Genomic DNA, 13,374 nt, shown 5'->3' with positions numbered 1-13,374 from the left:
CATGCGCCTAGTGTCGTAGGTGTCCCAGCGATGCACCGGGAGGCACGATGACCCAGACACCGGAGCACGAGCTCGCGCGGCAGGCGGGTGACGCAGCCCGACAGGCTGCCGCGCTCGCCGCCAAGAACGAGCGGCTCGCGGAAGCTCTGCGCCTGGCACGCGACCGGATCGTCGAGCTTCAGCAGCAGCTCGAGGACCTCGGCAAGCCCCCCGCGACCTTCGCGACCTTCCTGACCGCGCGGCCCGACGGCTCGGTCGAGATCTTCGCGTCCGGCCGGAAGATGCAGGTCCAGGCGTCGCCGAGCGTCGACGTCGCCGCCCTGCGCCCCGGTCAGGAGGTCCGTCTCAACGAGTCGCTGACCGTCGTCGAGGCAGGTCACTACGAGGCGGTCGGCGAGATCGTCACCGTCAAGGAGCTGCTCGGCGCGGATCGCGCCCTGGTCGTCGGCCGCGCCGACGAGGAGCGGGTGGTGCGTCTGGCCGGGCCTCTGCTGGACGCGACGGTGCGGGTCGGGGACGCGCTCACCGTCGAGTCCCGTACCGGCTTCGTCTTCGAGCGGATCCCGCGGTCGGAGGTCGAGGAGCTGGTGCTCGAGGAGGTCCCCGACATCGACTACTCCGACATCGGTGGCCTCGGTCCGCAGATCGAGCAGATCCGGGACGCCGTCGAGCTCCCCTTCCTGCACCCCGAGCTCTACCGTGAGCACGGCCTGCGACCGCCCAAGGGTGTCCTGCTCTACGGTCCGCCCGGCTGCGGCAAGACGCTCATCGCGAAGGCTGTCGCGCGATCGCTCGCCGAGACCAGGGGCATGGGCGCGGACGGTGTGGCGGGCAAGAGCTACTTCCTCAACGTCAAGGGCCCCGAGCTGCTCAACAAGTACGTGGGGGAGACCGAGCGGCACATCCGGCTGATCTTCGCCCGGGCCCGGGAGAAGGCGTCCCAGGGCACCCCCGTCGTCGTGTTCTTCGACGAGATGGAGTCGCTGTTCCGGACCCGCGGCACCGGCATCTCGAGCGACGTCGAGACCACGATCGTGCCGCAGCTGCTCTCGGAGATCGACGGCGTCGAGCGGCTCGACAACGTCATCGTGATCGGTGCGTCCAACCGCGAGGACATGATCGACCCGGCGATCCTGCGCCCCGGGCGCCTCGACGTGAAGATCAAGATCGAGCGGCCGGATGCCGAGGCGGCGCGCGAGATCTTCGCCAAGTACCTGACCGCTGGGCTCCCGCTGCACGCCGAGGACCTCGCTGAGCACGGCGACGAGGCGCTCGCGACGGTCGAGGCGATGATCCAGTCCGTCGTGGAGCGGATGTACGCCGAGTCGTCGGAGAACGAGTTCCTCGAGGTCACGTACGCGTCCGGTGACAAGGAGGTCCTGTACTTCAAGGACTTCAGCTCCGGCGCGATGATCCAGAACATCGTCGACCGTGCGAAGAAGTCCGCGATCAAGGCGTTCCTCGCCACCGGTCAGCGGGGCATCCGGGTCGAGCACCTGCTCACGGCGTGCGTCGACGAGTTCAAGGAGAACGAGGACCTGCCCAACACCACGAACCCGGACGACTGGGCGCGCATCTCCGGCAAGAAGGGTGAGCGGATCGTGTTCATCCGGACGATCGTGCAGGGCAAGAGCGGCAAGGAGAGCGGCCGCACGATCGAGACCGTCACGCCGACCGGTCAGTACCTCTGAGCTCCGGCGATAGCCTGGCCGGGTGAGCGTGCGCCGGGTGATGGGGATCGAGACCGAGTACGGCATCGTCCAGCCGGGCCGCCCGCAGGCCAACCCGATGCTGCTGTCGAGCCATGTCGTCGCGGCCTACGCCGTCGCGACCTCGCCGGACGTTCCGGGTTACCGGGCACGCTGGGACTACGCCGACGAGGACCCGCTGGCCGACGCCCGCGGCTTCCGGCTGCAGCGCGCGTCGGCGCACCCCTCGTTGCTCACGGACGACCCGACGACGGCCGCGCCGCCCGGACCGCCGTCGACCCCGGTCGGCGCGTCGGACGTCGACCCCGACCGCCAGCGCCGCCTGGAGACCGCTGTCATGGACCGTCCGGTCATCGACGAGTACGACGATCCCGGCGCCGCGACGACGATCCTGACCAACGGCGCCCGCCTGTACGTCGACCACGCGCATCCCGAGTACTCCTCACCTGAGGTCACCAACCCGCTCGACGCCGTGCTGTGGGACAAGGCGGGTGAGCTCGTGATGCTCCGGGCGGTGCGCTCGCTGATCGGCAACCCCGCGATGCCCGACGTCGTGCTCTACAAGAACAACGTGGACGGCAAGGGGGCGTCCTACGGGACGCACGAGAACTACCTCGTGACCCGCGACGTCCCGTTCGGTGACCTCGTCGCGGCCCTGACACCGTTCCTGGTGACCCGCCAGGTCTTCACCGGGGCCGGGCGCGTGGGGCTCGGTCAGACCGGCCAGGGCGTCGGCTACCAGCTGTCCCAGCGGGCCGACTACATCGAGGCCGAGGTCGGGCTCGAGACGACGCTGCGCCGGCCGATCGTCAACACGAGGGACGAGCCGCACGCCGACCGCACCCGGTGGCGACGGCTGCACCTGATCCTCGGTGACGCGACCCTGCTCGAGGTCGCGACCTACCTCCGGGTGGGCACGACGTCGCTGGTGCTGTGGCTGATCGAGACCGGTCTGCGTCGACCGGAGGTCCTCGCGGAGGTCGCGGGCCTCCGCCTCGCCGACCCGGTGGGCGCCGTGCACCAGGTCAGCCGGGACCTGACCCTGACCGAACGGCTCGAGCTCGCCGACGGCCGCCGGCTCACCGCGATCGAGATCCAGCGGGCCTACCTGCTGGCGATCCGGGCCGCGCTCGCGCAGGGTGCGGACGGCGGCGGGCCGGACGGGGCCACCGCCGACGTGCTGGACCGCTGGTCCTCGGTGCTCGAGCGGCTCGCGGTCGACCCGGCCGGCTGTGCGCGCGAGGTCGAGTGGGTCGCCAAGCTGCGCCTGCTCGACGGCATGCGTACGCGCGACCGGCTCGCGTGGGACAACCCCCGCCTGGCCGCGATGGACATCCAGTGGTCGGACGTCCGGCCCGAACGCGGGCTCTACCACCGCCTCGTGGCCGCAGGTGCGGTGGAGCGTCTGACCACCGACGAGGAGGTCGAGCGGGCTGTGGGCGAGCCACCGACTGACACCAGGGCGTACTTCCGCGGCACTGTCGTGCGACGGTTCCCGGGTCAGGTGCGTGCGGCGAGCTGGGACTCGATCGTGCTCGACGTCCCTACGCTCAGCTCGCTGCGTCGGATCCCGCTGCGGGACCCGTGGCGCGGCACGAAGGAGCACGTCGGCGAGCTGCTCGACTCCTGCCCTGATGCGGCGACCCTCGTGGCCCGTCTCGCGCACGGGTGACTGTCGGCGGGCACGGGTCCCTCGTCACCGCCGCGGGGTCGCTCTGTGAAGTCAGCATCGCAGGATGGCAGGGGCATGCGTTCGGTTCTTGACTCAAGCACATCTCCGGGGCCATTCTCGTAGCCATGGCTGACCCTTCGGAATCAGGCCCCGAGCCACCCGCGCACAACCCTGGCTCGCAGACAGCCCTGCGTGGGCGCAACGTCCGCCGGGTGATGGAGACCCTGATCGCCAGGGGGTCGTCGACGCAGGCCGAGCTCTCCCGCCACACCGGGCTGTCCAAGGCGACGGTCTCGAACATCGTCGGGGTGCTGGCGCGCGGGGGGTACGTCGCGACCTCGCCGACCACGAGCTCAGGTCGCCGCGCGGTGATGGTCCGCCTCGAGGGCCGTGGTGCGGTCGCGGTCGGGATCGACATCGGTCGCCGGCACGTCCGGGTCGTGCTGGCGAGCCTCGCCCGACAGGTCGTCGCCGAGCGCGAGATCCCGTTGCCGCTCGGGCACCGGGGTGAGGCGGGGATCGAGGCTGCTGCGGACGTCCTGGAGATGCTGCTGGCCGACAACGGTGTCGAGCGCCGTGCGGTCCTGGGTGTCGGTGTCGGCATCCCGGGTCCGATCGACCGCCGGACGGGCACCGTCGCCGAAGGGGCGATCCTGCCGCAGTGGGTCGGCCTCAACGTCCTGCGGGCGATCGAAGATCGTCTCCACCTGCCGGTCTTCATCGACAACGACGCGAATCTCGGTGCGTTGGCGCAGGTCACATGGGGTCCGCACGCCGGTGTCGAGGACATGGTGTACCTCAAGATCGGCACCGGGATCGGCTGTGGGCTGATCATCGGCGGGACGCCCTACTACGGCCACGCGGGTACGGCCGGCGAGATCGGCCACTCGCCGATCACGGACTCGGGACCGTTGTGCCGGTGCGGCAACCGGGGCTGCCTCGAGCTCGCCGCGTCCACGTCGGTGATGATCGACGCGCTCGGCCGAGGGCGGAGCACGCCGATCACGACCGATGACATCGTGCGCGACGCGCTCGCCGGGGACACCGCGACGCTGCGGGTGATCGAGGACGCGGGGCTGGCGGCGGGCAAGGCGCTCGCCGGGGTGGCGAACCTGGTCAACCCGGAGCTGATCGTCGTCGGTGGTCCGCTGGCAGGGCTCGGCGAGATCCTGCTCGACCCGATCCGGCGTGGCCTGCTGCGCTATGCGATGCCGCTCGCGGGGGAGCGGACCACTGTCACGGTCTCGTCCCTGGGCGACCGGGCCGAGGCCCTCGGTGCCGCTGCGCTCGTCATCCGCAACGTCGACCTGCCGGCCGCCCTCGCTCTGCTCTGACTGTCGCGGTCGTCCGGGTCGGATCGGTGGGCGGCTCGCCGCACGTCGGGCACTTGCGTTCACAAGTTGTTACCAAGTTGTTGTCTTCATTAGTTGACGCCAAGCCTCCCGCGCGGTTGACTTCGAAGCCTCGGGCCACAGCGGTCCGGACAACGACGTCATTCCCCCGGAGGTATCCATGCAAGCCGTCTCGCTGCTGGCCGGCGTGAGGTCTCGCCGCAGGACCCGGGGTCAGGGGAGCGCAGATGTCCGCTGAACCGACGCTCCTCGAGATGCGGTCGATCACGAAGGAGTTCCCTGGCGTCAAGGCCCTCGCGGACGTCTCGCTGACCGTCAAGGCCGGCGAGATCCACGCGATCTGCGGTGAGAACGGCGCGGGCAAGTCCACGTTGATGAAGGTGCTCTCGGGGGTCTACCCGTACGGGACCTACGCGGGCGACATCGTCTACCAGGGTGGTGTCTCCCGGTTCAAGGACATCAGCTCGAGCGAGGCCGCCGGCATCGTGATCATCCACCAGGAGCTCGCGCTCATCCCGACGCTCTCGATCACCGAGAACATCTTCCTCGGCAACGAGCCGACGATCCGGCCCGGGGTGATCGACTGGAAGGCCGCCAAGATGCGCGCCCTCGAGCTGCTCGCACGGGTCGGCCTCAGCGAGGACCCGGACACCCTGATCAAGCACATCGGCGTCGGCAAGCAGCAGCTCGTCGAGATCGCCAAGGCGCTGAGCAAGTCGGTCAAGCTGCTCATCCTGGACGAGCCGACGGCCGCGCTGAACAAGGCCGACTCCCAGCACCTGCTCGACCTGATCGTCGGTCTCAAGGGCAAGGGCATCACCTCGATCATGATCTCGCACAAGCTCAACGAGCTCGAGCAGATCGCCGACTCGATCACGATCCTGCGGGACGGGCGGACCGTCGAGACGCTCGACGTGGCTCGGGACGGGGTCAACGAGGACCGGATCATCCGCGGGATGGTCGGCCGGAGCCTGGAGAACCGGTTCCCCGACCACACGCCCCAGATCGGCGAGGTCTTCTTCGAGGTCCGTGACTGGACGGTGCAGCACCCGCTGGCCGCCGAGCGGTTCGTGTGCAAGGGCTCCAGCTTCACAGTGCGCCGTGGTGAGATCGTCGGCTTCGCCGGGCTCATGGGCGCCGGCCGAACCGAGCTCGCGATGAGCGTCTTCGGCCGCTCCTACGGCACGTTCGTCAGCGGGCGGGTCTACAAGGACGGCGAGGAGATCCACCTCCGCGACGTCGCCTCGGCGATCGACCACGGGCTCGCCTACGTCTCGGAGGACCGCAAGGTCCTGGGGCTCAACCTGCTCGACGACATCAAGCGGTCGACCGTCTCCGCCAAGCTCAGCCGGATCTCCCACGGCCAGGTCATCGACAAGGCCCAGGAGCACAGCATCTCCGAGCAGTACCGCCGGAGCCTGCGGATCAAGACGCCGAGCGTCGACGAGGGCGTCTCCAAGCTCTCGGGCGGCAACCAGCAGAAGGTCGTCCTGGCGAAGTGGATGTTCACCGAGCCCGACCTGCTGATCCTCGACGAGCCGACGCGTGGCATCGACGTCGGGGCGAAGTACGAGATCTACGGCATCATCCAGCAGCTCGCCGACGCCGGTAAGGGCGTCATCGTCATCTCCTCCGAGCTGCCGGAGCTGCTCGGCATCTCCGACCGCATCTACACGATCTTCGAAGGCGAGATCACCAACGAGGTGCTCGCCGCTGACGCAGACCCCGAATCCCTCATGCGTTCCATGACCTCGACGAAGAAGACCCGGGACCGATGAACACTCAGATCGCAGACCTCAAGAAGATGTTCGGCGGCGGCACGTCGAACGCTCGCCAGTTCGGGATGATCTTCACCCTCGTGGGCATCATCCTGCTGTTCCAGGTCCTGACGGACGGGCTCACGCTCGACCCGATCAACCTGATCGCCCTGGTGAGCCAGTACTCGTACATCCTCATCCTCGCCATCGGCATGCTCATGGTCATCATCCTGGGCAACATCGACCTCTCGGTCGGATCCGTCGCCGCCGTGGCCGGCATCGTCGTGGCGAAGGCGATGGCGAGCTTCGACCTGCCGTGGCCGCTGGCGATCGTCCTCGGCCTGCTGATCGGCGTCGCGATCGGGGCGTGGCAGGGCTTCTGGGTCGCGTACGTGGGCGTGCCCGCCTTCATCGTCACACTGGGCGGCCTGCTGCTCTTCCGCGGCATGAACCAGTTCATCGGCACCGCCAAGACGATCCCCGTGCCCGCCGAGTTCCGGGTCATCGGCTCGGGGTACCTGCCCGAGGTCGGACCGGACACCGGCTACAACAACCTCACCCTCGTGCTCGGCGTGCTGATCGCCGTCGCGCTGGTGATCCGCGAGATCCGCAGGCGCAAGGTCCAGCGCGAGATGGGCTCCGAGATGGCCCCGGCCTGGGTGAGCGGGGTCAAGCTCGCGCTGCTCATCGCCGTCGTGGTCTACGCCGCGATGCTCTTCGCGGGCGGTCGGGTCGGGACGAGCTTCCCGGTCTCCGGCCTGATCCTGCTCGTCCTCGTGGTCGTCTACTCCTACCTCACGGACAACACGATCTTCGGCCGGCACGTCTACGCCGTCGGCGGCAACGCCGCAGCGGCGCGCTTGTCCGGTGTCAAGAACAAGCACGTGCACTTCCTCGTGATGATGAACATGTCGGTGCTCGCGTCGCTCGCCGGCATGATCTTCGTCGCCCGCTCGGCCGCATCCGGCCCGCAGGACGGGCTCAACTGGGAGCTCGACGCGATCGCGGCCTGCTTCATCGGTGGGGCGGCCGTCGCGGGCGGCGTCGGCACCGTCTCCGGAGCGATGGTCGGTGGCCTGGTCATGGCCGTCCTGAACAACGGCCTGCAGCTCATGGGCGTCGGCTCCGACCGGGTCCAGATGATCAAGGGCCTCGTGCTGCTCCTCGCGGTCGCCGTGGACGTCTACAACAAGACGCAGGGCAAGCCGTCGCTCACCGGCATGCTGACCCGCACCTTCTCGCGAGGCTCCGACCCTGCTGTCGAGCCGACCCCGGAACCGGCGCGGACCGCGCCCTAGCACACCCCCACCTCATCCGGCGGCGCCGATGCCGTCCGGGTCGTCCTGAGCTCGGAACACCACACAGAGAGAAGTAGTGATTCGCCATGCGCAGATTCATCACACGATCCGTCGCGCTCGCCGCGGTGGCAGCCCTGTCGCTGACCGCCTGCTCGACCCGCGACGGTGCGGAGGAGCCGGCGGCCGAGGACACCGGCGCCGCCGCCGAGACCGAGGTGGCGGCCGGCTTCGCGGCCGACTCCCTCATCGGTGTCGCCCTGCCGTCCAAGACGTCGGAGAACTGGGTGCTTGCGGGCGACCTGTTCACCAACGGCCTGGCGGACGCCGGCTTCGAGGCCGACGTGCAGTACGCCGGTGCGAGCGCCCCGGTCGCCGACCAGCAGTCGCAGATCCAGGCGATGATCACCAAGGGCGCCAAGGTCATCATCATCGGTGCTGCCGACGGTGGCCAGCTCAGCACGCAGGTCGAGGCGGCCCGCGAGGCCGGCGCGATCGTCATCGCCTATGACCGCCTGATCCTCAACACCGAGGCTGTCGACTACTACGTCGCGTACGACAACTTCAACGTCGGCGAGCTCCAGGGCCAGGCCCTGCTCGACGGCATGGCAGCCAAGGGCGAGGGTCCGTACACGATCGAGCTGTTCTCCGGCTCCTCGGACGACGCCAACTCGGCCGTGTTCTTCGACGGCGCGATGAGCGTCCTGCAGCCGGCCATCGACGCCGGCGAGGTCGTCGTCGGCTCCGGCCAGGTGGAGATCATGCAGACGGCGACCGCCGGCTGGAAGGCCGAGAACGCCCAGAGCCGGATGGACTCGCTGATCACCAGCACGTACTCCGGTGACGTCGAGCTCGACGGCGTGCTCTCGCCGAACGACACGCTGGCCCGCGCGATCATCACGTCGGTCCAGGGTGCTGGCAAGACGCTGCCGATCGTGACCGGTCAGGACTCCGAGGTCGAGTCGGTCAAGTCGATCATGGCTGGCGAGCAGTACTCGACGATCAACAAGGACACCCGCACCCTGGTCGCCGCGGCCATCCAGATGGCTGTCGACCTGAGCAAGGGTGTCGAGCCGCAGGTCAACGACACCGAGTCCTATGACAACGGTGTCAAGGTCGTCCCGGCCTACCTGCTGCCGCCGCAGATCGTCACCAAGGAGAACGCCGCCACGTCGTACGAGAACGACCCGACGCTGTTCCCGCTCACCCAGGAGTGAGGAGTGAGGGCTGCGCCCTCCTCCTGACAGCTGGCTGACGGATCGACACGACAGCAGAGCCCGGCCGCCCGGCGGCCGGGCTCTGCTGCGCTCATGGCGGAGCGGTGCTCGTCGTGGAGCCGCCCGTTGAGCCGCCCGTTGAGCCGACTCGTGTCGCCCTCGCCGCCTAGGATCAAGGAGTCGGCTGCTCGCCGGCACCCTGCAGCACAGGACGCAGCACCGGGAGGTCACCATGGCCGGTCAGGACCAGCGCCAGCACCGACGCGAGGACGACGAGCCTGCGGACCTGCCCGAACCCGTCCCGACCGCGCCCGCGGCCCAGGCGCGGGACGCCGAGGTCGACGCACTCCTGGACGAGATCGACGACGTGCTGGAGTCCAACGCGGAGTCGTTCGTGCGCGGGTTCGTGCAGAAGGGCGGTCAGTGACCCTCGATGAGCCCGGACACCCACGGTCGCCTGCCGCGGTCCTTCACGACACCCGGCACCTCCTCGTTCCTCGACTTCCTCGCATCGCACGACCCGTCCCTGCTGCCGCCCGGCCGGGTGCTGCCCGCCGGTGACGTGCCGCAGTCGCCGAACGCCACGACCATCGTGGCGCTGGCCTTCGACGGCGGCATCGTGATGGCCGGTGACCGCCGCGCGACGGCCGGCTCGATGATCGCCAGCCGCCACATCGAGAAGGTCTTCCCCGCCGACGGGCACTCGGCGGTGGGCATCGCGGGCACCGCGGGGCTGGCCCTCGAGCTCGTCCGGCTGTTCCAGCTCGAGCTCGAGCACTACGAGAAGATCGAGGGGACCTCGCTCTCGCTCGACGGCAAGGCCAACCGGCTCGCCTCGATGATCCGCGGCAGCCTCGGGCTGGCCATGCAAGGGCTGGCCGTCGTGCCGTTGTTCGGTGGCTACGACCTCGAACGCCGGACCGGGCGGATCTTCTCGTACGACGTCACCGGCGGCCGGTACGAGGAGATGGACTACCACGCCGTCGGCTCCGGCGCGGTCTTCGCACGGAGCTCGCTGAAGAAGCTGTGGTGGTCGGGGATGAGCGCGACCGACGCGGTCCACACAGCGGTGCACGCCCTCGTCGACGCCGCGGACGACGACTCCGCGACGGGCGGCCCGGATGCCACGCGCCAGATCTGGCCGGTCGTGGCGACCGTCACGGAGGCCGGGTACCTGCGGGTCCGGGACGAGGACCTGGCGGCCGTCGCCGCCGAGATCGAGGGGATCCGCAGAGCCACCGAGAAGCCGGGGGGTGAGTCGCGATGAGCATGCCGTTCTACGTCTCGCCCGAGCAGCTGATGAAGGATCGGGCCGACTACGCACGCAAGGGCATCGCCCGCGGCCGCTCGGTGGTCGTGCTCGCCTACGACGACGGCATCGCGTTCGCCACCGAGAACCCGTCGCGCTCGCTGCACAAGATCTCCGAGATCTACGACCGGATCGCGTTCGCGGCCGTCGGCAAGTACAACGAGTTCGAGAACCTCCGGGTGGCCGGTGTGCGGTACGCCGATCTGCGCGGCTACTCCTACGACCGTGCGGACGTCAACGCGCGCGGTCTGGCCAACGCCTACGCCCAGACCCTCGGCACGGTCTTCACCACGGAGTCCAAGCCGCTCGAGGTCGAGCTCGTCGTGGCGGAGGTCGGTGCCACGCCTGCCGCCGACCAGATCTACCGGCTGTCCTACGACGGCTCCGTCGCCGACGAGCACGGTCATGTCGTCATGGGTGGCCAGGCGGAGCACCTGGCCGAGCGCCTCGGCGAGCAGTGGCGTCCGGGGATGGATCTGGCCGGCGCCGTCCAGCTCGCGGTCCGGGTGCTCGGGACGCAGCCGGAGGGCGAGGCACGGGAGCTCGGCCCTGCCCAGCTCGAGGTCGCGGTGCTGGACCGCACCCGCCCACGGCGTGCCTTCAGACGCCTGGCGGCCGCGGCCGTCGGCGAGCTGCTCGGTCGCGTCGGCGACGAGCAGGCCTGATCGATGGACCGGCGGATCTTCGGGATCGAGACCGAGTACGGCGTGACCTGCGCGGTCGACGAGGGTCGTGGGCTCTCCGCCGACGAGGTGGCTCGGTACCTGTTCCGCAAGGTCGTCGCCTGGGGCCGGTCGTCGAACGTCTTCCTGCGCAACGGGTCCCGCCTGTACCTGGACGTCGGCTCGCACCCCGAGTACGCCACAGCCGAGTGCGACGACGTCCGCCAGCTCGTCGCGCACGACCGCGGCGGGGAACGCATCCTCGAGGGACTCGTCCTCGACGCCCAGCAGCGGCTCGAGCACGAGGGCGTACCCGGCACGATCCACCTGTTCAAGAACAACACGGACTCGGCGGGCAACTCCTACGGCTGTCACGAGAACTACCTGGTGCGGCGCCAGGGGGACTTCGGGCGGCTCGCCGACGTCCTGGTGCCGTTCCTGATCACGCGCCAGGTCCTGACCGGTGCGGGCAAGGTGCTGCCCACGGCCCGCGGGGCGCAGTACTGCCTGTCCCAGCGGGCCGACCACATCTGGGAGTCCGTCTCGAGCGCGACCACCCGGTCGCGACCGATCATCAACACCCGCGACGAGCCGCATGCCGACGCCGAGTCCTACCGCAGGCTGCACGTGATCGTCGGGGACTCCTCGATGTCGGAGACCACGACCCTGCTCAAGGTCGGTGCGACCGACCTCCTGCTCCGGATGATCGAGGCCGGGATCCCGATGCGCGAGCTCACCCTGGAGAACCCGATGCGGGCGATCCGGGAGATCAGCCACGACCTGACCGGCTCCGCGCCGGTCCAGCTCGCCAACGGCAGGACGGCCACGGCCCTGGACATCCAGGAGGAGTACCTGGCGCGCGTGCAGGGCTTCGTCACCTCGAGCGTCGAGCTCACCCCGGTGATCAAGCAGACCCTCGAGCTGTGGGAACGGGGCCTGCGCGCGATGCGCACCGGCGACCTGACCCTGGTCGACCGTGAGCTGGACTGGGTGATCAAGCTCCGGCTGATCGAGCGGTACCAGGCCAAGCACGGCATCGCGATGGACGACGCCCGGGTCGCCAGGCTCGACCTCGCGTACCACGACATCTCCCGGTCCGAGGGGCTGTACAACCTCCTGGCAGCACGCGGGATGGTCGAGCGCGTCGTGTCCGACCTCGACGTGTTCGAGGCCACCGCCGTACCGCCCCAGACGACCCGGGCCAAGCTTCGCGGTGACTTCGTGCGCCGCGCACAGGAGGCTCGCCGCGACTACACCGTCGACTGGGTGCACCTGAAGCTCAACGACCAGGCCCAGCGCACCGTGCTGTGCAAGGATCCGTTCCGCAGCGTCGACGAGCGGGTGGACCGGCTCCTCGAGTCGATGTGACGATCCGTCCCGATGGCACGTGACCTGCCCGTCGATGCCCTGGTCCTGCCGGGCCAGGACCCGGGCCCAGCCCGTACAGTGAGCCGTCCGCGGATCCCCCCGCGAGCGTCGGATGCGCCGGTGACCCGGCACCACGAAGGGAGCACCGTGCGCCGTCAGGCCGCCACGGGGATCGCCGTGCTCGTGCTCGGCGTCGCCGCCGTCCTCACCGCATGCACCGCGGAGCCCGAGCCGACCGGCGAGGTCGTCGTGACGGGCGAGCCAGGTGTCGCACCGCTGCTCGAGTACGAGACCCCGTTCGTGATCAGCGAGCCGAGGGTCGAGGTCGTCTGGGAGGGCGCCGGACCGCCGGTCCAGGAGGGCGAGCCGATCCTGGTGGACTTCTACGCCGAGGCGGGTCAGGACGCGTCGGTCGTTGGGGAGACGTACTCCAGCGAGCCGAAGGCCTACCTGCTCAGCGCGGAGGCCCTCGGGGTCGACATCTTCACGGCCCTGCAGGGCCAGACGGTGGGTTCACGCATCCTGAACCTGGTGCCACCGGTCGACGGACCGGGGCCCGCGACGATCGCCGTCTTCGACATCCTGCCGACCCGCGCGCAGGGTGAGGCGGTCGAGCCACGCGAAGGGCTGCCCGTCGTCGAGCTCGGAGCGGACGGCGAACCCTCGATCTCGGTCCCGGACACGGCTCCGCCGACGGACCTCGTGGTCCAGCCGCTGATCCGGGGGAGCGGACGTCAGGTCGCCGCCGGTCAGGTGATCACCGTGCAGTTCACCGGTGTGAGCTGGTCCGACGGGTCGACCTTCGACACGAGCTGGGGCGACGGCAAGCTCCCCGCGCCGTTCCCGATCGGCGTGGCGTCGGTGATCGAGGGCTGGGACGTCGGGCTCGTCGAGCAGACGGTGGGCAGTCAGGTCCTCCTGGTGATCCCGCCGCGGCTCGGTTTCGGCGGCACCGACAACGAGCTCGCGGACGAGACCCTTGTCTTCGTGGTGGACATCCTCGCCGCCAGCGGCGGCCCGACGGTCGGCTGAG

Annotated in this window: 11 protein-coding genes; all 11 read left to right on the top strand. The window is 69.6% G+C overall.

Annotated elements, in window-relative coordinates; all coding sequences use genetic code 11:
- The first annotated feature begins 47 nt into the window (after positions 1–47).
- The 11 genes from arc (at position 48) to K415_RS0118765 (ending at position 13,373) form a co-directional block, all read left to right on the top strand.
- Positions 48–1,691 (top strand): proteasome ATPase, encoded by a 1,644-nt coding sequence (gene arc / locus K415_RS0118815; protein ID WP_024288576.1) that lies wholly within the window; start codon positions 48–50, stop codon positions 1,689–1,691.
- Between the two features lie 22 nt (positions 1,692–1,713).
- A complete protein-coding gene (gene dop, locus K415_RS0118810; RefSeq protein ID WP_024288575.1) occupies positions 1,714–3,381 on the top strand; it encodes a depupylase/deamidase Dop in 1,668 nt (555 codons plus the stop codon).
- A 125-nt stretch (positions 3,382–3,506) separates the two neighbouring features.
- Entirely contained in the window at positions 3,507–4,715 is a 1,209-nt protein-coding gene (locus K415_RS0118805; protein WP_024288574.1) for an ROK family transcriptional regulator, read from the top strand.
- Between the two features lie 245 nt (positions 4,716–4,960).
- Entirely contained in the window at positions 4,961–6,511 is a 1,551-nt protein-coding gene (mmsA, locus tag K415_RS0118800) for a multiple monosaccharide ABC transporter ATP-binding protein (protein ID WP_024288573.1), read from the top strand.
- Positions 6,508–7,788: a multiple monosaccharide ABC transporter permease gene (mmsB, locus tag K415_RS0118795; protein ID WP_024288572.1), complete on the top strand. Its 1,281-nt coding sequence runs from the start codon at positions 6,508–6,510 to the stop codon at positions 7,786–7,788. The genes mmsA and mmsB overlap by 4 nt, the downstream gene beginning before the upstream one ends.
- 86 nt (positions 7,789–7,874) lie before the next feature.
- The gene (locus K415_RS0118790) at positions 7,875–9,002 is read left to right on the top strand and encodes a sugar-binding protein (protein ID WP_024288571.1); all 1,128 of its coding nucleotides are present in this window, start codon (positions 7,875–7,877) and stop codon (positions 9,000–9,002) included.
- A 232-nt stretch (positions 9,003–9,234) separates the two neighbouring features.
- A complete protein-coding gene (locus K415_RS0118785) occupies positions 9,235–9,429 on the top strand; it encodes a ubiquitin-like protein Pup (protein WP_024288570.1) in 195 nt (64 codons plus the stop codon).
- Between the two features lie 6 nt (positions 9,430–9,435).
- Positions 9,436–10,269 carry a proteasome subunit beta gene (gene prcB / locus K415_RS0118780; RefSeq protein WP_024288569.1) on the top strand — a complete coding sequence of 278 codons (834 nt, stop codon included), beginning with the start codon at positions 9,436–9,438 and terminating at the stop codon, positions 10,267–10,269.
- Positions 10,266–10,976 carry a proteasome subunit alpha gene (gene prcA, locus K415_RS0118775; RefSeq protein ID WP_024288568.1) on the top strand — a complete coding sequence of 237 codons (711 nt, stop codon included), beginning with the start codon at positions 10,266–10,268 and terminating at the stop codon, positions 10,974–10,976. The genes prcB and prcA overlap by 4 nt, the downstream gene beginning before the upstream one ends.
- Before the next feature lie 3 nt (positions 10,977–10,979).
- Positions 10,980–12,341 (top strand): Pup--protein ligase, encoded by a 1,362-nt coding sequence (gene pafA, locus K415_RS0118770; RefSeq protein ID WP_024288567.1) that lies wholly within the window; start codon positions 10,980–10,982, stop codon positions 12,339–12,341.
- A 12-nt stretch (positions 12,342–12,353) separates the two neighbouring features.
- Positions 12,354–13,373: an FKBP-type peptidyl-prolyl cis-trans isomerase gene (locus K415_RS0118765; RefSeq protein WP_024288566.1), complete on the top strand. Its 1,020-nt coding sequence runs from the start codon at positions 12,354–12,356 to the stop codon at positions 13,371–13,373.
- Position 13,374: the final 1 nt, after the last annotated feature.

The organism is Cellulomonas sp. KRMCY2, from assembly GCF_000526515.1.
Lineage (GTDB): Bacteria > Actinomycetota > Actinomycetes > Actinomycetales > Cellulomonadaceae > Actinotalea.
Note: the sequence above shows the minus strand (reverse complement) of the source record. Positions and strands in the feature narration are given on the sequence as shown.

Excerpts from the sequence above, each read along its gene's own strand:
- K415_RS0118790 (WP_024288571.1), top strand. The coding sequence starts at position 7,875 with ATGCGCAGATTCATCACACGATCCGTCGCGCTCGCCGCGGTGGCAGCC.
- pafA (WP_024288567.1), top strand. The coding sequence starts at position 10,980 with ATGGACCGGCGGATCTTCGGGATCGAGACCGAGTACGGCGTGACCTGC.
- mmsB (WP_024288572.1), top strand. The coding sequence starts at position 6,508 with ATGAACACTCAGATCGCAGACCTCAAGAAGATGTTCGGCGGCGGCACG.
- prcA (WP_024288568.1), top strand. The coding sequence starts at position 10,266 with ATGAGCATGCCGTTCTACGTCTCGCCCGAGCAGCTGATGAAGGATCGG.
- mmsA (WP_024288573.1), top strand. The coding sequence starts at position 4,961 with ATGTCCGCTGAACCGACGCTCCTCGAGATGCGGTCGATCACGAAGGAG.
- K415_RS0118805 (WP_024288574.1), top strand. The coding sequence starts at position 3,507 with ATGGCTGACCCTTCGGAATCAGGCCCCGAGCCACCCGCGCACAACCCT.
- prcB (WP_024288569.1), top strand. The coding sequence starts at position 9,436 with ATGAGCCCGGACACCCACGGTCGCCTGCCGCGGTCCTTCACGACACCC.
- arc (WP_024288576.1), top strand. The coding sequence starts at position 48 with ATGACCCAGACACCGGAGCACGAGCTCGCGCGGCAGGCGGGTGACGCA.
- K415_RS0118785 (WP_024288570.1), top strand. The coding sequence starts at position 9,235 with ATGGCCGGTCAGGACCAGCGCCAGCACCGACGCGAGGACGACGAGCCT.
- K415_RS0118765 (WP_024288566.1), top strand. The coding sequence starts at position 12,354 with ATGGCACGTGACCTGCCCGTCGATGCCCTGGTCCTGCCGGGCCAGGAC.